Genomic DNA, 17411 nt, shown 5'->3' on the forward strand with positions numbered 1-17411 from the left:
CGGCCCGGCGGCGGCCCCGCGGCGGCCCGGCGGCGGCGCGGTGGCGGCCCAGCGGCGACCCACCGGCGGCGGGGTGGCTCAGGTGCGATCCGGGTAGGCGGTGGCGGACATCCCGGAACCCCCGGGACGAAAGGCCGCCGGCGCATGCGTCACCGCCGTCTGCACGTACTCCAGCAACCCCTCCTCCCCGTACTCCCGCCCGTACCCGCTCCGCTTGACCCCGCCGAACGGCGCGCGCAGCGACATCCCGGTCCTGTTGTGCGTGTTGACGAAGACGAACCCCGCCTCCAGCCGCCCCGCCACGGCGAACGCCCGCTCCTCGTCCCCCGACCACACCGACGCGCCCAGCCCCAGCTCGCTGGCGTTGGCCCGGCTCACGACCTCCTCCTCGCCGTCGTACACCAGCAGCGGCACGGCGGGCCCGAACTGCTCCGTGACCACCAGCGGATCGTCATCCGCCAGCTCGGCCACCAGCACAGGAGTCACGAAATATCCGGCACTGAGGTCCCCGGTGGCCCGCCCCAGCGGCACCGCCATCCCTCGCCCCCAGGCCAGCTCCCGAACCCTGGCGGCGGCCTCGCCGGAGATCACCGGCCCCATGGTGACACCGGGCGCGAGCGGGTCGCCCACCAGGAGGATCCGCTCGGCAGCCGCCACGTACGCCTCCATGAACTCCCCGGCCCGCCGCCGCGGCACGTACAGCCGCTTGGCCGCCATGCACACCTGCCCGCTGGTCGCGAACGAGGCCATCACCAGCCGCTCGTAGTCGTCCGGCGTCAGCGCGAAGTCCGGCAGGAGCACGGCGGGATCGTTGCCGCCCAGCTCCAGCACCGACGGCGTCAGCATCGCCCCGGCCGCCGCCGCGATCGCCCGGCCCGCCGCGTCGCCGCCGGTGAAGGCCACCTTGCGGACGAGGGGATGGGTGACGAGCGCCTGCCCGGTCTCCGCGCCGCCGTGCACGACCTCGACGTGCGGTAGCGCCGCGGCCACCTCGCCGGCCGTCAGCGGGGCGAGCGGCGACGGCTTGACGACGGAGGTGTTCCCGGCCGCGAGCGCGGGGGCCAGCTTGGTCATGGTGAGGATCACGGGGGCGTTCCACGGGGTCACGCAGGCCACCACGCCGTACGGTCTGCGCCGCGTCACCAGCCGCCCCGCCCCGTCGTCGGCCACCTGCTCCGCCAGCACGTCCGGCGCCCGCTCGCACACCCACTCCAGGTACGCCAGCGCGAACCCGATCTCACCCCGGCAGTCGGCCAGCGGCTTGCCCGACTCCCTGGCCAGCAGCACCGCCAGCTCCTCCGCCCGGCCCGCGATCGCCGCCGCACCACGCCGCAGCGCCGCGATGCGGCCGGTGATCGGGTGCGCCGACCAGTCGCGGCGCGCGGCCTCGGCCCGCCTGACGGCCGCGTCGACCCCGGCGGGGCCGGTGATCGGCAGCACGCCCACCACCTCGGTGGTCCGCGCCGGGTTCTCCTTGGTGATCATGGCCGCAGGGACGAGATCAGGCAGGCGCGCAGCAGGTACGCCCGCGCCGCCGCCGGGTCGGCCGCCAGGGCGCGCAGCTCGTCGTGCCTGCCGGGGGAGCGCATCCTCGCCCAGTTGCCGTGGCTGATCGCCTGCACATGCCCCAGCGCCACCTCCCGCCTCCGCCCAGCCACCGCCCCGACGCCCAACCCGGCCACCGCCCCGAGGGCCGCATCGCCGCCCGCCCCGCCGCCCGCCGCATCGACAAGCGCGTCGCTCACCGCGCCGTCCGGCGCGCCGATGGCCGGACGGTTGTCCGTCGCGGCCCCGTTCACCAGCGAGGACGCCATCAGCACCGCGTCGTGGATGCCGCTGTTCATGCCGAGCCCGCCCAGCGGATTGTTCACGTGCGCCGCGTCACCCGCCAGCAACACCCGCCCGTCCATGAACCGCGCCGCCACCCGCTGGTGCACCCGGTACAGCGAGGCGTGCGCGACGTCCCAGTCCCGGCCGGGGTCGGCGACCGCGCGCAGCCGTCCGGGAAGCCGGGCCAGCTCCCGCTCGTCGGCGCTGCCGTCCGGCGTGGGCAGCAGCACCCGCCAGTGGTCGGGGGTGCGCAGGAGGACGAGCCACTCGTCCGGATCGAACACGTAGTTGATCGGCGCGAGGCCAGGCAGCATCGCCTCCAGGTCCTCGCGGACGGACGCGACCAGGAAACGCTCGGGATAGGTGAGCCCCTCGAAGGGGATGCCGAGGGAGCGCCGCACGGCGGAGTGCGCGCCGTCGGCGCCGATCAGCCAGTCGCCCGCGAAGCTCCCGCCGCGCCCGGTCGTCACCCGCACCCCGTCGCCCTCGGCGTCGACCCGCGCGACCTCCTGCCTGAACAGCACCTCACCGCCGAGCCGCTCGACGTGCTCACGCAGGATCGGGGTGAGCTTGCTCTGCTCGCACTGCACGCGGAACGGGTACGGCGTGTCCCCGGCCAGCACGGCCAGGTCGAGGGTGGCGATGGGGCCGCCGCGGCGGTCGCGGTACTGGAAGGTGCGGGCGACCAGGCCGCGCGCCATCAGCTCGTCCAGCACGCCGAGCGAGGCCAGCATCTCCAGCGTCGGCGGATGGAACGTGGACGCCCGCGACTCCGCCGCCAGCCCGTCCCCGGCCTCCAGCACGGTCACCGGCACCCCGCCCCGCGCCAGCGTCAGCGCCGCCGCCAGCCCCACGGGCCCGGCCCCGGCCACGAGCACCCGCCTCACAACCCCGCCCCGACCGCCGCGCACCCCACCACGCCCACGCCCACCCGCCTCACGAGGTCCGCTCCACTCCGACCACCCGAGCCCCCGTGAAGAACAGGACGCTCTCCGCCGTCCCCTCCTCACCCACCCCCGACAACCCCCAGGCGGGCCGCGGCGTGAACAGGTGCAGGCTCATCACACTGGCCCCGTTGACCTTCACCTCACCGGCCCTGACCTGCCGGGCGACCGCGAGCGCCCGCTCCTCGTCCCCGCCCACCACATACCCCTCCAGCCCGTACGGCGTCGCGTTGGCCACCGCCACCGCCTCCTCCACGGTGTCGTACGGCACCACGGCGGCGACCGGCCCGAACACCTCATCGGCCAGGTCGGCCCCGGTGATCAGCGTCGGCGCCAGGAAGTTCCCCTTGTCCGGCACCGTTCCGTAGGAGACCGCGCGCCCTCCCGCACCGGCCACGGCCTCCCGCACCCGACGCACCTGCCTGGAGTGCACGAGCGGCCCGAACTCCGTCTCCTCCGCCAGCGGATCCCCGGCCCGCAGGGCGGTCAGCCGCTCCCCGGTGGCCGCCACCAGGTCGCCGAGCCGTTCGCGCGGCACGACGAGCCGCCCCAGCGCCCGGCACCACTGCCCGTTGAGCGTGGTGAGCAGCCGGGCGGCGGCGTCGGCGGCGGCCCCGGTCTCCGCGTCCGGCATGACGATCAGCGGGTTGTTGCCGCCCAGTTCGAGCTGGGCGGGGCGCAGGCCGGCCGCGCACGCGGCGGCGACCGACCGGCCGCCCGCGAGGCCGCCGGTGAACGACACGGCGGCGATCCGCGGGTCCGCGGCGAGCAGCGCGCCGGTGCGCGGGCCGCCGTGGACGAGCTGGAAGACGCCGGGCGGCAGCACCTCGTGCAGCACCTCGGCCAGCAGCTGGGTGCCGTCGGGGGCGTACTCGCTGACCTTGACGATCACCGGGCAGCCGGCGGCGAGCGCGCTGGCGGCCTTGTGCGCGGCCATCGGCGCGGGCGCGTTCCACGGGACGAGGCAGAGCGCGGGCCCCCACGGCAGCCGGTGCACCTCCACCCCGTCCCTGACCGACAGCAGCAGCCCGGCCCGCACCTGCGCGGCGGCGAGCGCGAACGACCCGTGCACGATCATGCCCAGCCCCGTGGCCTGCCGGATGGGCACCCCGGTGGCGTACGACTCCAGGCGGGCGATCTCCGCGACCCGCCCGGCCAGCGCGTCCGCCGCCGCCTCCAGCAGCTCGGCCCGCCGCCCGGCCGCCGCCCACGGCAGCGGGACGCGCGCCGCCGCCGCGAGCGCCCGCTCGACCCGCTCCCCGGACGAGCCCAGCGCCCGCCCCCTGGGCTCTCCCGTGGCGGGGTCCTCCAGGTCGAACCCGAGATCGTCCGTACAGTCCGCCCACACCCCGTCCACCAGGTCGCGGATCATGACCGGTCCGCCACGGCGAACAGCTCGTTCTCCTTGTCCTGGGTGACGAGCTGGGCGACCTCCAGCCGGCCGCGTTCGGCCGGGAAGGTCATCACCAGCCCCATCGCCAGGTCGCGCAGCGCCCGCCCGACGACGCCGCCCATCATCGCCCCCGACGTCCCGGACGCCTTGAACGCGCCCAGCGCCACCTGGAAGCAGCACTCCGTCACCGACCCCTTGCCAAGACGCCACTGCCGGAACACCTCCGCCTTCGGACGCGGCGGCGGCTCGGACGTCTCCAGCAGCAGTTGCCTGCGCAACCACAGGTAGGCGGTCTCCAACTGGACGGTCATCTCGCCGATGAGCTGCTGGTGCATGGGGGAGGAGGCGATCGGCCGCCCGGTGTCGGCGAACGTCTTCCTGGTGAGCTGCTCGATCACCACGTCGTAGACGTTCTGCGCGCAGCCGGTGTAGACGGCCGCGATGGCGAGCTGGTTGCCGACGAAACTGCCGCGGCTCATCCGCAACATCCGGGTGAACGCGCCAGGGATCGTGAGCGCCTCGCCGTCGGGCACGAACACCTCGTCCAGCCGGATGCCGTTGTTCGCGGTGGCGCGCATGCCGAGCCCGTCCCACGGCGCCCGGACGGAGACGCCGGGCGCGTCACGCGGCACGAAGAACGTCACCAGGCCGTCGGCCGTCTCGTGCCCCTCCAGCTTGGCCGTGGTCAGGTAGTAGTCGGCCACCCCGGTCGCGCAGCCGAACGACTTCTCGCCGTCCAGGATCCAGCCTCCCTCAGCGCGGCGGGCGGTGGTGGCGATCGTGATGTTGGCGCCGGAGCTCTTGACCGACTCGGAGGCGAAGTTCGCCAGCCACGCGCCGGAGGCCATCCTGGTCAGCAGCTTCCCGGCGAAGGCCCGCACGACCGGGACCTCCTCGCCGGTGAACAGGCCCGCCTCGATCGCCTCCAGCGGCAGCAGGCCGCGCGAGGCGCTGGTGTTGTGGAAGAAGTACGCCAGCGCGGTCGAGGGGCAGGCGGTGCCCATCGCGTACGTGGCCGCCGCCAGGTCGCGCAGCGTCCCGCCGAGCCCGCCGTACTCGCGCGGCACCACCAGCCCGAGCAGCCCGGCCTCCCGCAGCAGCGCCACGTGCTCGACCGGGAAGCGGGCCTGTTCGTCGGCCTTGGCGGCGGCGGCGCGCAGCGCGGGAAGCACCGACTCCACGCGCCGCGCCCTGTCGCGCTCGGCCTCGGTCATGTCGTCGACGAGCCGTTCGCCCGTCAGCGTGTCGGTCACGTTCGCCCCTTCGCAGTGCGTCAGTGTGCTTGGTCCGCGAATCGATAGGTCCGTCCCGGCAGCACCGAGCCCCAGGAGCGCTCCAGCTCCGCCGCGCCCGCGACCAGCGCGGCCCGGTCCGCGGTGCTGGTCACCTCCAGCTCCCCGGCCAGGAACAGGACGTCCTCGGCGGGCAGCGCGCCGTCCACGCCGCCCAGCGTGGCGTCGAACCGCCACACCCCGCTCTTCATCGCCACCAGCGCGTTCACCAGGCCGATGCCGTGCCGCTCCCTGAGCGCCACCCTCAGCGCGGCGCCTCCCGCGACGGTGGCCGCCTCCTGCAGGAGTTTCCGCAGCCGGAGGGGGGTGGCGGGCGACCTGCCCTCCTCCAGGGCGATCTCGTCGCAGCCGAGCGCGGCCAGGCGGGCGACCTCCGCCACGACGCGCCGCTCACCGCCGGTGGCGAACGCGTCAGGCAACCGCGCCACCACCGTCAACCCCGCCCTCCGCGCCGCCCCCACCAGCACGCCTGTCTCCGCACCCGCCTCGTAGGCGCGGAACTCCACCACCCCCGCCCCGGCCGCCACGACGTCCGCGACCTGCCCGGCCTGGACGACCAGCCCGGACGCCGTCGCAGGGTCGAGATCCCCGGCTCGCAGCGCGTCCCCGTACCCGTCGAAGACCCGCACCCGCACCCCTGCGCACCGCAACCCCCGCGCCAGCGCCGCCACCCGCCCCCCGGCGAACCCCCGCGCCCGCAGCACGGCGACCAGCCCGGTGTCGGCGACCGAGATCCGCTCCGGCAGCGGATCGGCGAGTTGACTCCACGCCCGCGAATGAAACAGCACAGGCGGCACCTGCCGTGGCGTCGCGGCGGCGAGCACCGTCCCGACGAAGATCGTGTGATCCCCTCCCGGGTACGCGTGCGCCACCCGGCAGTCCAGCCACCCCACGGCGTCGGCCAGCACAGGCGACCCCGTCCGCCCCGCCTGCCAGGCCGCCCCGGAGAACCGGTCGGCGTCCGGCCCCGCGAACCGGCTCCCGAGCACCGCCTGGTCCTTGCCGAGGATGCTCACCGCGAACGCGCCGTGCCCGCTCACGAGGTCGTGCGTACGGGTGCCGCGCGCGAGGCAGACCAGCACCATCGGCGGGTCGAGGCTCACGCTGGAGAAGGCGCTGGCCGTCATCCCGTGCCAGCGGCCCCCGCCCCCGGTGGTCACGATCACCACGCCGCTCGGCCACTGCGCCATGACCGCGCGGAAGGCCTCGCCGTCAGTCGCCACTGCTCCTCGCTGTTTCAACATGGGAAACGCTGTAACGCTGAAGGTAACGAGTCGGCTCTTGAGTGTCAATGTGACACCGTTTCCCGCACCGAAATACACTGCGCGTGTGAGCGCTCAAGCCGAGACCGAGAGCCAGAGCCGTTCCATCGCGTCGGTGGAGCGGGCGATGGACGTCCTGCTGCTGTTCGGCCGCAGCAGCCGCCCCGACCTGGGCGTCACCGAGATCGCCACCGAGCTCGACCTGACCAAGGCGGCCGTGCACCGCATCCTCACCGCCCTGCGCAGCCGCGAGCTCATCGCGCTCGACCCCGTCACCAGGCGCTACTCACTCGGGCACGCCGCCATCGCGCTCGGCCGCGCCTACATGGCCCGCACCGACCTGCGCGCCATGGCCGGCCCCGAGCTGCGCCGCCTGTCGCAGCAGACGGCCGAGACGGTCACCCTGTCCGTACGGCGCGGCGACACCCGCCTGTACGTCGACCAGGCCGTGCCCGCCCAGGAGCTGCGCATGGAGGTCTCGCTCGGCATCCCCTACCCGCTGCACGCGGGCAGCTCCTCCAAGGCGATCCTCGCCTTCCTCCGGCCGGAGGAGGTGGAGGCGTACCTGGTCAGGCACCCGCTCGACGCCCTCACCCCGAAGACCATCACCGAGCCCGACAAGCTGCGCGCCGAGCTCGCCACCGTCCGGCGCCGGGGGTACGCCACCTCGCTCGGCGAGCGTCAGGAGGGGGCCGCGTCCGTCGCCGCGCCGATCTTCGACCACGACGGGCTGGTGATCGCGGCCGTGAGCGTCGCGGGGCCCGCCACCCGCTTCAAGCCGCACATGCAGCAGGTGGCACAGCCCCTCCTGGAAACGGCGGCCCGCCTGTCGGCCCGGCTCGGCTACCACGGCTGACCCCGCACCCGCCGATACGGGTCAGAGTGTCGCGCCCGGTTTCAGCACTCCCAGCACGGCGGCCCCCAGCACCCCGGCCCAGATCGTCCACACATACGGTAGACAGCCGTCCACGGAGCCGCGCAATGTACGCTCCACCTCGGGCGTCGACCCGGACGTGTGCAACGCCGCGAACGCGGGCCCGAACGCGCGCAACTTGAGCCGGATGCCCAGCCCGGCCGCGATGGTCAGCGCGTACAGCAGCAGCTTGGCGCCCAGCCACCGAGGGTTGGTCTCGACCCCGAACGGCCGCGAGGCGACCAGCGTGTAGACGGCGGAGCAGGCGATCACGGCGACGAGCCCCAGCCGGATCGCCCAGTCGGCCCGCCGCACCACCGGGAACCGCCCGTGCGTACGATGATCGGCCACCGTCAGCGCCAGCCACCCCAGCGCGAACACCCACACCAGCACCACCGACCAGAGCGGGAACAGCCGCACCCCGAACAGCTCGGCCCCGTGCGGCTCCAGCGCCATCAGCGTGACCCCGCTGGGCAGGAAGAGCACCAGGCAGATCTTAGGCCCGAGGTCGAGGCCGCTCATGATCCGCAACGCGGTGGTTCGCGCCTGGGGTGTGGACGCCGGATCGAGGACGAACCTGCTGGAGTAGAACACGCCCAGGTCGCCGCCGAGCCAGAAGACGAACAGCACCAGGTGCAGGACGATCCACCAGCCGTGCGGATGAGGCCCCATGAACGTCCCTTCCCTGCGCCGGACATTGGAAACGACGTTACACGATACGAAACATGGGGAGCTAGACGGCGAGGGCTGCCGCGCCCGCGCCGCGCTCGAGGGTCGCGGCCCGAGAGGCGATCCGTCCCATGGACGTCGATGCTCTGCGCGCGCATGACAACGAGCACGTCAAATCTCGCGACGCCGTGTTCGGTATGGACCCCCGGCTGCAGGACCTCCGAGGGGGCCCGAAAGTGCTGCACGCGCCCGCTCCGGCTCCGCCCGCCTCATGTCGGCGGGAGGCCTGCTCGTTTGAGACTTCTCCGCCCGCCACCAGGCATGCCGCTGCCGAAGTCTCCATCGACGTTTCAGCGATACGATTTACACACATGAGTCAGGACATCAGCGACTTCATCACCCCGTCATGCGACCTGCTGGCGGTCGGTGAGCCGACCCACACGGTGCCCGCCTTCGGACGGCTCCGCAACGAGCTGTTCGCCCGGCTGGCCGAGCGTGGCTTCCGGTCGATCGCCCTCGAGATCGACCGCGTGGCCGCGCTCACCGCCGACGACTACGTACGGGAGGGCGTCGGCGACCTCGACACCGCGCTGAACGAGGGCTTCTCCCACGGCTGGGGCGCCAAGGAGACCAACAGGGAGCTCCTCATCTGGATGCGCGAGTACAACCGGAACCGGCCGCCGGAGCAGCGGCTGGCTCTGCACGGTTTCGACGCGTCCACGGAGAACTTCAACGCGCCCAGCCCGCGGCGCTACCTCGAACACGCCCGCGACCACCTGGGGCTCGACCTCGACATCGCGGGCGTCGCGGGCGACGACGAACGCTGGAGCCGTACCGAGGCGATCATGGACCCGGCCATGTCGCCCGGCGACAGCCCCGAGGCCCGACGCCTGCGCGCCATCGCCGCAGACCTGCTCACCGCCCTGCACACCCACGAGCCGCAAGCGCCCTCACGCGCCGAGCCGGATGCGACCTCACGCGCCGAGCCGCAAGCGACCTCACGCGCCGCATGGCTCAGGGCCAGGACGTACCTCATGGCCGGCCTCGGCCTGCTCCGCTACCACAAGCAGGCCGCAGTGCCCCTCGAACGGAACGAGCGAATCACCCGCCTGTCGGCCACCCGGGACGCGCTCATGGCCCAGAACCTCCTCGACATCCGCACCACAGAGGCCGGTCGCGGCCGGACCCTGGTCCACGCGCACAACGCGCATCTGCAGAAGTCCATCACCACCATGAGCGCAGCCGACCTGGACCTCCGCTGGATCGGCGCGGGCGCTCTGGCCGGTCATCTGCTGGGCGACCGGTACGCCTTCATCGCCGGAAGCCTGGGCCGGAGCGAGCCCATCGGCGTCACGGAGCCCGAGCCGGACACGTTCGAAGGGCTCCTCCAGGCGCGGGTCACCACCTGGGGGTTCACAGCGGCCGACCTGCCCGGCACCGCCCGCGTCCGCACCGGCACGGGGCCGCAGCAGTACGGCTACTTCCCGCTCGACGCCGCGACCCTCGACGGCGCGGACGCCGTCCTGCACATCGCCGACAGCACCCTCGTCCACCCCGGGCCCAAGGCGGGCCAACGTTAGTTCGCGCCGCGAATTTTGCTATTCTTGGGCGGTGAATGAGCAAGCCGACGGCCCGATCGGCGCGGTGGTCGCGCTGGTGCGGTCCACGTTCCTGGTGAACGCCGTGTACGAGGCCTCCGCCCGCGAGTTCGGCCTGACCCAGCAGCAGGGCCAGTTGTTGTGCGTCCTGATGGCGCAGTCGTACGGCATGGGCGAGCTGGGCGCGGTGCTGGGCCTGGCCAAGTCGAGCCTGACCGGCCTGGTGGACCGCAGTGAGCGCAACGGCCTGGTGGAGCGCAGCCCTGACCCGCACGACTCCCGCGCGGTCCGGGTGGGGCTGACCCGGCGGGGGGCCAAGCTGGCCGATGAGTTCTACGCGCGGACGTGCCGCCGGGTCGATGAGCTGATGGCGGGGTTCGCCCCGGAGGAGCGTGACGCGCTGGCCGGTCTGCTCGGCCGCGTGGTGGCGGACAACCAGGTGCCCATGGTGTTCGTGGAACGCTGAGGTTGCAGTTCGTGTCACGAACTAATATGGTTCGTAACACGAACTGCGACCCTTTTGTGAAAGGCGGAGCAATGTCCGCACCTGATGTCGTCTTCGGATTCGGCACGCACCCGGGGCTCGACGACATACCCGAGTTGTTGCGCCTCACCCAGCAGGCCGACCGTGACGGGCTGGACCTGTTCACCCTGTCCGACCACCCCTACATCGGCGGGCGCCTGGACGCCTACGCCGCGCTCGGCTTCGTCCTCGGGCGGACGAATCGCCTGACCGGCTTCGCCAACGTGACGAACCTGCCGACCCGGCCGCCCGCCATGCTGGCCAGGACCGTGACCTCCTTGTCGGCCCTGTCGCAGGGCAGGGTCGTGCTCGGCATGGGCGCGGGCGGGCTGTGGGACCGCATCGCCGACATGGGCGTGCAGAAGCTGGCCCCCGGCGACGCCGTTGACGCCTTCGAGGAGGCGATCGTCCTGGTCAAGCTGCTGTCCGGCGGTGGGCCTCCGGTCACGTTCGAGGGCGTCCACTACCAGGTGCACCAGATCGAGCCCGCGCCCGTCGCCGCGCCGCCCGTGTGGACCGGCTCGGTCGGGCCCAAGTCCCTGGCCGCCACCGGCCGGGTGGCCGACGGCTGGATCCCGGGCCACGCGGCCGACTGGCTCAGCGAGCGCTACCGTTCCTCCCGGCCGGTCATCGACGAGGCGGCGGCGTCGGTGGGGCGCGATCCGCGCGAGATCCGCACCGTCTTCAACCTGCCCGGGCGGATCACCGACCGGCCGCTGCCCGCCACCCGCGACGGTGCGGGGCGGTGGGTCGGCGGCTCCGCCGGGCAGTGGGTCGAGGAGCTGACCTCGGCGGTGGTGGAGCACGGCGCGTCGGGCTTCACGCTCTTCGCCGCCGGTCACGGCGCCGTGGACGCGACCACGCTGGCCCGCTGGGGCCAGGAGATCGCCCCCGCCGTCCGCGAGGCGGTCACGGCGGAGGCTCAGCGCATGCCGAGCGACTCCTCCAGATAAGCCATCGCCCCCACGGGCTCCTCGGCGAAGAACACCAGGTCGGTAAGGGGACGAGGCAGGAACCCCTCGTCCTCCATCCGCCGGAACTGCTCCTTGAGCCCGTCGTAGAACCCCGCCGTGTTCAACAGCACCACGGGCTTGTCCGTCCGCCCGTGCTTCTTCAGCTCCAGGATCTCGGTGGCCTCGTCCAGGGTGCCCGTGCCCCCCACCATGATGACCACCGCGTCGGCCTTCTCCAGCAGCAGCCTCTTGCGCTCGGCGAGGTCCCCCGCGACGACCATGTCGTCCACGCCGCGGCGCACCTTGTGCACCAGGAAGTCCACCGAGACGCCCATCAGCCGCCCGCCTGCCGCGTGCACCCCGTCGGCCATCACCTTCATCAGGCCCACGTCGGAGCCTCCCCAGACCAGCGTGTGCCCGCCCTTGCCGATCAGCTCGGCGAACTCGCGGGCGGGACGGGTGTAGGTCTCGGGCAGGTCGGCGGCCGACAGGAAGACGCAGATGTTCATGGGACCACCGTAGAGGACGGGGTCAGAGGTGGCGGCCCCACCAGTCGAGGACGGCCTCGAAGCGGGCGACCCGGTGGCTGGGCAGGCCGGAGCGGGACAGCTCGTGGCCCTCCCCGGGGAACAGCAGCATCTCGGTCTCCACCCCGCGCAGCCGCAGCTTGACGAACAGCCGCTGCGCCTGCTCCACCGGGCACCGCCAGTCGTGCTCCGAGTGGATGATCAGGAACGGGATCTCGATCTTGTCGGCGTGCGTGAGCGGGGCCTGCTCCACCCAGCTCGCCGGGTCCTCGCCGTACAGGTCGCGGGTGAACGACCAGCCGATGTCGCTGCTGCCGTGGAAGCTGTCGATCGCGTTGAGCGCGCGCTCGCTGATCGCCGCCCTGAACCGCTCGCCGTGGTGAGCGGCCAGCCACGTGGTCATGAAGCCGCCGTGCGAGCCGCCCAGCACGCCGGCGCGGGAGGCGTCCAGGCCGCCGGTGGCCAGCGCGGCGTCCAGCAGCGTCAGCAGGTCCACGGCCGACAGGCGGCCGACGTCGCCGAGGATGTGCCGGCCGTGCGCCTGGCCGTAGCCGGACGAACCGCGCGGGTTGCCCATGACGACCGCGTACCCGGCCGAGGCGTAGACCTGCGCCTCGTCGAAGACGTGCCAGCCGTACTGCGTGAAGGGGCCGCCGTGGATCATCAGCAGCACCGGGTGCGGGCCCTCGCCCGCCGGGCGGACGATCCAGCCGTGCACCGGGTAGCCGTCGGGGGCCGTGCCGGTGACCTCCTCGATGGGCAGCACGTCCAGGTCGCGGCCGAAGGAGGTGAGGGCGGTCTCGCCGTCCTCGCGCAGCGCGACCAGCTCGCCGGGCGTGCGGGCGTCCGCGACGGTCGCGACGGTGACGCCCGCCGCGTGCGCGACGGCGGTGACCTCGCGCGGGCCGCCGATCAGGACGTCCGGCTCCGTGCCCGCGTACGGCACCCGCAGCAGGTCCTTGGCCCCCCGGTTCTCCACGGTGACGAGCACGCCGCCGGCCGTGGGGGCGTAGGAGCTCTCGGCGACGTGGAAGCGCTCCTCGTCAGTGAGGCGGCGCGCCGCGCCCCCGCCGAGCGGCGCCAGCCAGAGCCCCAGGTTGCGGCAGACCAGCTTGCGGCCGTCGGAGCCGGTGTCCGAGCCGAGGAAGCACACGGCGTCGCCGTCCGGGGTGAAGCGCGGCGCGGCCACGGCGAGGTCGGTGGCGGTCACCCGGCGCAGGCCCGAGCCGTCGGGGGCGCTCACCCACACGTCGCTGGTGAGCGTGCTGTCGCGCTCGTCGTGGCGGGCGGCCACGAACGCCAGCAGCGAGCCGTCCGGACTCCAGGTCACCTCGCCGTGGTCGAAGTCCCCCTCGGTCACCTGGGCGGGGGAGGGGTCGTCGGCGAACGGGTCCACGACGAAGACGTGCGCGCGCCGGTCGATGAAGAAGCCCAGGTTGTCGCGCCGGAACTGCAAGCCGGTGATGCGGCGCGGCCGTTCCTTGCCGGGGTCGCCGTCGCCGTACCTGCCCTCCTCGGGCACGCGCGCGACGAACGCCAGCCGCCGCGAGTCGGGGCTCCACGCGGGGGAGCCGACGCCGAGCGGCTGGCCGGTCACCTTGCGCGGCTCGCCGCCGCCGGTCGGCATCACGTAGAGCTGCGGCTTGGCGCCGTCGCCGCCCCGGACGAAGGCCAGCCACGCGCCGTCGGGAGAGTAGGCGGGGTCGGCGTCGTTCGGGCCTCCCGTCAGGCGGCGCGGCTCGGCGGAGCCGTCCGACGCAACCAGCCACAGGCCGCCCCGGTACTCGTCGGCGTCGAGATCGGGTCTGGTGACGGCGACGATCGCATGCTTCCCGTCGGGCGAGATCGTCGGCGTGCCGAGAGCATGCAAGAGGGGGATCTCCTCAGGTTTCATGCGCTCGACCCTAACCGCGCCGCCGAGATCACGCCGCCTATGGTTACAATTCGTGGTGCTGCACACCTTTTGCGTGAAACAGCCGTAAGCTCCCAGAGCGTGTCACTCGTTCATGATCCATGACGAGGTGACGGCGGAGCAGCGAGCAGAGAGGTAGTTCAGCACGTGACCCAAGGCCCGTGGCCCCAGCAGCCCCCCGCCTCCCCGGCACCGGCGTCCGCCGAGCCACTGCTGACCAGGGACTACGACGCGAACCCCGCGCAGGTGCACGAGAGACTGCGCAAGATCTACGGGCCCGTCGCGCCGGTCGACCTTCTCGGGGTGCCGGTCTGGTTCGTCCTGGGGTACGAGGAGGTGCTCCGCGTCCTGCAGAACTCTGGGGGCGTCTGGAGCAAGCGCCTGGACCGGTGGAAGGCCCACGCGACGGGCCGCGTCCCGGCCGACTGGCCTCTGCACCCCGTCTTCGCGGTCAACAACTCGACGTTCCAGGAAGGCGCCGCCCAGCGCGAGCTGCGCAACGCCTGGACGGCCGCGCTGGCCCCGTTCCAGAACCACGGCCACCCCCAGGCGCAGCAACTGGAGCAGGCCGTCGCGCAGTACGCCGACGACCTCATCGCCGTGCTGGCCGAAGGCGGCGCCACGGGCGTGGCCGACCTGGCCGCCCAGTACGCGCGCCCGCTCCCGCTCATGGTCGCCAACCGCATGCTCGGCTTCCCCGCCGCCCGCGGCGAGGACGTCGTCATGGACATCTGGCGCATGATCGACGCAGGCCCGGACGCCGCCGCGGCCTTCGAGCGCCTGTACGCCGCCATGACCGAGCTGGCCGAGGCCAAGCGCCGGACGCCGGGCGACGACCTGCCGTCCCACATGATCGACGCCAAGCCGGACATCACCCAGGACGAGCTGGCCCGCGAGCTGCTCATGCTGCCCGGCCTGCTCGACTTCACCGCCAGCCTGGTCTGCAACGTGGTCGTCGAGGTCGCCGCCAACCCCGACGTGCGCGAGAGCCTGTCGGTGGGGGCCATCGACGAGACGGTCAACAGGGTCGCCCTGCTCAACCCGCCGATGGCCAACCTCACCTTCCGGTACGCGCTGACGGACGTGAAGCTCGGCAACTACACCATCGCCGCCGGCGACCCCGTGATGCTCTCCGTCGCCGCCGCCCACCAGGACCCGCGCTTCGCCGGCGCGATCGACTGGCACGCCATCCGCACCACCCGGGCCCACCTCGCGTGGGGCGCGGGGCCGCACAACTGCCTCGGGCAGCTCCTGGCCACCCGGATCACCGTCATCGCCGTGCACCGGCTGTTCAAGCGGCTGTCCAAGGTGAAGCTGGCGCTCCCGGCCGACCAGTTGCCGTGGCGGCCCTCGCCGTTCATGCGGGCGCTGCGGTCGCTGCCCGTCCAGTACGAGCTGGCCCAGGCGCCGGCGCCGGCGCGGCGCGGCCCCGACGAGACGCCCGCCCCGCAGCCGCCTGTCTCGGACGAGGCCGCGGGCAAGCCGGCCCGATCCCCGCTCTGGTCCTTCCTGCGGGGGCTGCGCCGCCAACGATGACCCGGGTCACTGGCGGGACAGGGCGCGGGTGAGACCGGCCAGGATGGTCGTCGCGAGGATCCACCCCGCCGCGATCAGCGCCGCGGCGAACCACTGCTGCCACCCACGAGGCCCGAACGCGCCCTCCTGCCCGAAGCCGATGATCGGCAGCAGCAGATCCAGCGTGTAGAGGAACGCGTTGAAGGCGGGCGCCTCACCGGGCTTGAGCGCGGGCGGCTGCTGGAGGCCGAACACCAGCGTGCCCACGACGAGCAGGGCCGCCAGCCACAGCGCCGCCCGCAGCGGCCGGTAGCCGTACCCGACGGTCCAGTCCTGAAGGTGCCCCCACACCCGCGCCCCGAGCCGCTGCCCCGCCCGCAGCCTGCGCTGCTTGGCCAGCAGCACGTCACGGGCGGCCTCGTCGTGCCCGTGCCTGCGGTAGACGGCGGCCAGTTGCTCGTACGGCTGCGGCTGGTAGGCCTGCCCGCCCAGCCAGCCGAGCCGATCCTGGACGGGCAGGGGCGTCTCCAGGCTGTCGTAGGTGAAGCCGTTCATCCGCAGGTCGGCCGGCCACCTGTCCGGGACGTCGTCGAGCACCCCGACCCGGGTGTGCCGCAGGTCGGCGGCGCGCAGCAGCACCGTCTCCGGCCCGATCCTCAGCGTCGCCGCCTCGACGCCACGCAGGTGGAGGTCGCCGTCGACGGTGGTCTCGGCGAAGCAGAGCGTGGCGGCGATCCGGGCGTTCCTGATCGAGACGGCCCCCTCGGCCGTGAACCCCTCGCAGCAGTCGACCCCGCCGCCCACGACCACCTCCCACAGCGTCAGCGCCCGCCCGGCGGGGTTGCGGATCGTGGCCCCATGGAACTCCATGCTGCCCTCGACCTTGGCGGTGACGAGCAGGACCTCGCCGTCGGCGGTGAAGCCCTCGCCGCAGCTCAGCCTGCCGGTGACGCCCAGCCGCCGCAGGGACAGCGCCGTCGCCCCCGGGCTGGAGAGCCTCCCGCCGTCGAAGTTGACGGATCCGCGCACCTGTGTGGAGTCGAGGAACACCTCTCCCGCCGCCGTGAAGGCCGGGGTGGCGCGCAGCCCGCTGCCGATCTCCATCAGCGGCGCGTTGAGCGCGCGTCCCGTCGGGCCGGCGAGGCTCGCCTGGGCCAGGGAGAGCTGCCCGGACACGTGGGCGGCGCGCAGGAGGACCTCGCCCTCGGCGGTGAAGCCGTCGTTCAGCAGCAGGGCGCCCTCGACGGTGAGCCGCTCCCCGTTCATGGCCACGCCGCCGGGGTTCGACAGCCGGGCTCCGCTGAACGCGCATCCGCGTCCCACCCGGGCGTCCTGCACGTTCAGCTCGCCGTACGAGCGGAAGCCGTCACGGCACAGCAGCCCGCCGTCCACGACGATCCCCTCGGCGGTGAGGGCCCGGCCGCCCGGCAGCCCGGCCCGCGCGCCGTCGAGGGTCAGCGTTCCGCCGATCCTGGCGCCCGCGACGCGTAACTCCCCGTGGACGACGGCGTTCGCGCACAGCAGGTCCCTGTCCACGACGAGGCCGTCGGCGCTCAGGCCCGGATCCGCGTGGATCGCCGCGCCGCCCAGGTCCAGCGTCCCGGCCACGTGCGCGCCGCCGAGCAGGACCGGGCCGTCGAACACGCACCCCTCCAGCCGCAGGCCCCCGCCGACCACCGCGTCGGCGGCCCGCAGACCGGGCAGCCGCGAGCCGGTGAGCTCGACCGGCCCGGTGCGGGCCCCGGTCAGCACGGGCGCCTCCTCGAACTCGCACCCGTTCAGGATCAGCGGATGCTGCACCTCGGCGTGCGACAGGTCCAGCCTGCCGGTGATCCTGGCTCCTGACAGGTGCACGCCGGGCGTCCGCCCCGGCACGCGCTCCTGGGCGCCGAGCAGCAGGCGCGCGATGGTCTCCGCCCGGACGGGGGCGCCGGGCAGGTCCACGGGGCGCGCTGCCGGAAAGGCCTCCCAGAGGACGAGTTCCGGCTCGAAGAGATCGTCGGTGATCACAGGGGCACTCCCGGGACGTCGGCGCGCGTCGGCAAGGAGATGCTCCAGGGCCACCCCCGGCCGCGCAAGC

14 protein-coding genes are annotated in these 17411 nt (G+C 73.5%); 5 read left to right on the top strand and 9 right to left on the bottom strand.

Annotated elements, in window-relative coordinates; genetic code table 11:
* Nucleotides 1–78: 78 nt before the first annotated feature.
* Genes ABD331_RS48900 through ABD331_RS48920 form a run of 5 tightly spaced genes read right to left on the bottom strand, consistent with a single transcriptional unit; the run spans nucleotide 79 to nucleotide 6682 of the window.
* The gene (locus ABD331_RS48900) at nucleotides 79–1485 is read right to left on the bottom strand and encodes an aldehyde dehydrogenase family protein (RefSeq protein WP_344491931.1); all 1407 of its coding nucleotides are present in this window, start codon (nucleotides 1483–1485) and stop codon (nucleotides 79–81) included.
* Entirely contained in the window at nucleotides 1482–2717 is a 1236-nt protein-coding gene (locus tag ABD331_RS48905) for an FAD-dependent oxidoreductase (protein ID WP_344491934.1), read from the bottom strand. Before ABD331_RS48905 ends, ABD331_RS48900 begins: the two co-directional genes overlap by 4 nt.
* A 49-nt stretch (nucleotides 2718–2766) precedes the next feature.
* Nucleotides 2767–4146 (bottom strand): aldehyde dehydrogenase family protein, encoded by a 1380-nt coding sequence (locus ABD331_RS48910; protein ID WP_344491937.1) that lies wholly within the window; start codon nucleotides 4144–4146, stop codon nucleotides 2767–2769.
* Entirely contained in the window at nucleotides 4143–5420 is a 1278-nt protein-coding gene (locus ABD331_RS48915; RefSeq protein ID WP_344491940.1) for an acyl-CoA dehydrogenase family protein, read from the bottom strand. The genes ABD331_RS48910 and ABD331_RS48915 overlap by 4 nt, the downstream gene beginning before the upstream one ends.
* 20 nt (nucleotides 5421–5440) lie before the next feature.
* Nucleotides 5441–6682 carry a flavin reductase gene (locus ABD331_RS48920; protein WP_344491943.1) on the bottom strand — a complete coding sequence of 414 codons (1242 nt, stop codon included), beginning with the start codon at nucleotides 6680–6682 and terminating at the stop codon, nucleotides 5441–5443.
* Nucleotides 6683–6788: 106 nt separating this feature from the next.
* Here ABD331_RS48920 and ABD331_RS48925 point away from each other — a divergent pair, with 106 nt between their 5' ends.
* Complete coding sequence (locus ABD331_RS48925) at nucleotides 6789–7577, top strand: IclR family transcriptional regulator (protein ID WP_344491946.1); 789 nt, start codon at nucleotides 6789–6791, stop codon at nucleotides 7575–7577.
* Nucleotides 7578–7598: 21 nt separating this feature from the next.
* On the opposite strand, the gene ABD331_RS48930 is transcribed toward ABD331_RS48925, so the two are convergent.
* Entirely contained in the window at nucleotides 7599–8306 is a 708-nt protein-coding gene (locus ABD331_RS48930) for a hypothetical protein (protein WP_344491949.1), read from the bottom strand.
* Between the two features lie 368 nt (nucleotides 8307–8674).
* Here ABD331_RS48930 and ABD331_RS48935 point away from each other — a divergent pair, with 368 nt between their 5' ends.
* The 3 genes from ABD331_RS48935 (at nucleotide 8675) to ABD331_RS48945 (ending at nucleotide 11377) form a co-directional block, all read left to right on the top strand.
* The gene (locus ABD331_RS48935) at nucleotides 8675–9883 is read left to right on the top strand and encodes an erythromycin esterase family protein (protein ID WP_344491952.1); all 1209 of its coding nucleotides are present in this window, start codon (nucleotides 8675–8677) and stop codon (nucleotides 9881–9883) included.
* Nucleotides 9884–9914: 31 nt separating this feature from the next.
* A complete protein-coding gene (locus ABD331_RS48940) occupies nucleotides 9915–10367 on the top strand; it encodes a MarR family winged helix-turn-helix transcriptional regulator (protein ID WP_344491956.1) in 453 nt (150 codons plus the stop codon).
* Between the two features lie 71 nt (nucleotides 10368–10438).
* The gene (locus tag ABD331_RS48945) at nucleotides 10439–11377 is read left to right on the top strand and encodes an LLM class flavin-dependent oxidoreductase (protein ID WP_344491959.1); all 939 of its coding nucleotides are present in this window, start codon (nucleotides 10439–10441) and stop codon (nucleotides 11375–11377) included.
* On the opposite strand, the gene ABD331_RS48950 is transcribed toward ABD331_RS48945, so the two are convergent.
* Nucleotides 11347–11886: an LOG family protein gene (locus ABD331_RS48950; RefSeq protein WP_344491962.1), complete on the bottom strand. Its 540-nt coding sequence runs from the start codon at nucleotides 11884–11886 to the stop codon at nucleotides 11347–11349. The genes ABD331_RS48945 and ABD331_RS48950 overlap by 31 nt on opposite strands.
* A 22-nt stretch (nucleotides 11887–11908) precedes the next feature.
* Nucleotides 11909–13798: a S9 family peptidase gene (locus ABD331_RS48955; protein ID WP_344491965.1), complete on the bottom strand. Its 1890-nt coding sequence runs from the start codon at nucleotides 13796–13798 to the stop codon at nucleotides 11909–11911.
* A gap of 165 nt (nucleotides 13799–13963) precedes the next feature.
* On the opposite strand from ABD331_RS48955, the gene ABD331_RS48960 reads away from it, so the two are divergent.
* Entirely contained in the window at nucleotides 13964–15352 is a 1389-nt protein-coding gene (locus tag ABD331_RS48960; RefSeq protein ID WP_344491968.1) for a cytochrome P450, read from the top strand.
* 6 nt (nucleotides 15353–15358) lie between these two features.
* On the opposite strand, the gene ABD331_RS48965 is transcribed toward ABD331_RS48960, so the two are convergent.
* Nucleotides 15359–17341, bottom strand: coding sequence for a hypothetical protein (locus ABD331_RS48965; RefSeq protein ID WP_344491971.1), 1983 nt, complete (start codon nucleotides 17339–17341; stop codon nucleotides 15359–15361).
* Between the last annotated feature and the right edge of the window lie 70 nt (nucleotides 17342–17411).

This window comes from Nonomuraea monospora, assembly GCF_039531895.1.
Lineage (GTDB): Bacteria > Actinomycetota > Actinomycetes > Streptosporangiales > Streptosporangiaceae > Nonomuraea > Nonomuraea monospora.

Coding starts and splice junctions, on each gene's coding strand:
- ABD331_RS48900 (WP_344491931.1), bottom strand. CDS start 1,485: ATGATCACCAAGGAGAACCCGGCGCGGACCACCGAGGTGGTGGGCGTG.
- ABD331_RS48910 (WP_344491937.1), bottom strand. CDS start 4,146: ATGATCCGCGACCTGGTGGACGGGGTGTGGGCGGACTGTACGGACGAT.
- ABD331_RS48930 (WP_344491949.1), bottom strand. CDS start 8,306: ATGGGGCCTCATCCGCACGGCTGGTGGATCGTCCTGCACCTGGTGCTG.
- ABD331_RS48935 (WP_344491952.1), top strand. CDS start 8,675: ATGAGTCAGGACATCAGCGACTTCATCACCCCGTCATGCGACCTGCTG.
- ABD331_RS48945 (WP_344491959.1), top strand. CDS start 10,439: ATGTCCGCACCTGATGTCGTCTTCGGATTCGGCACGCACCCGGGGCTC.
- ABD331_RS48950 (WP_344491962.1), bottom strand. CDS start 11,886: ATGAACATCTGCGTCTTCCTGTCGGCCGCCGACCTGCCCGAGACCTAC.
- ABD331_RS48955 (WP_344491965.1), bottom strand. CDS start 13,798: ATGAAACCTGAGGAGATCCCCCTCTTGCATGCTCTCGGCACGCCGACG.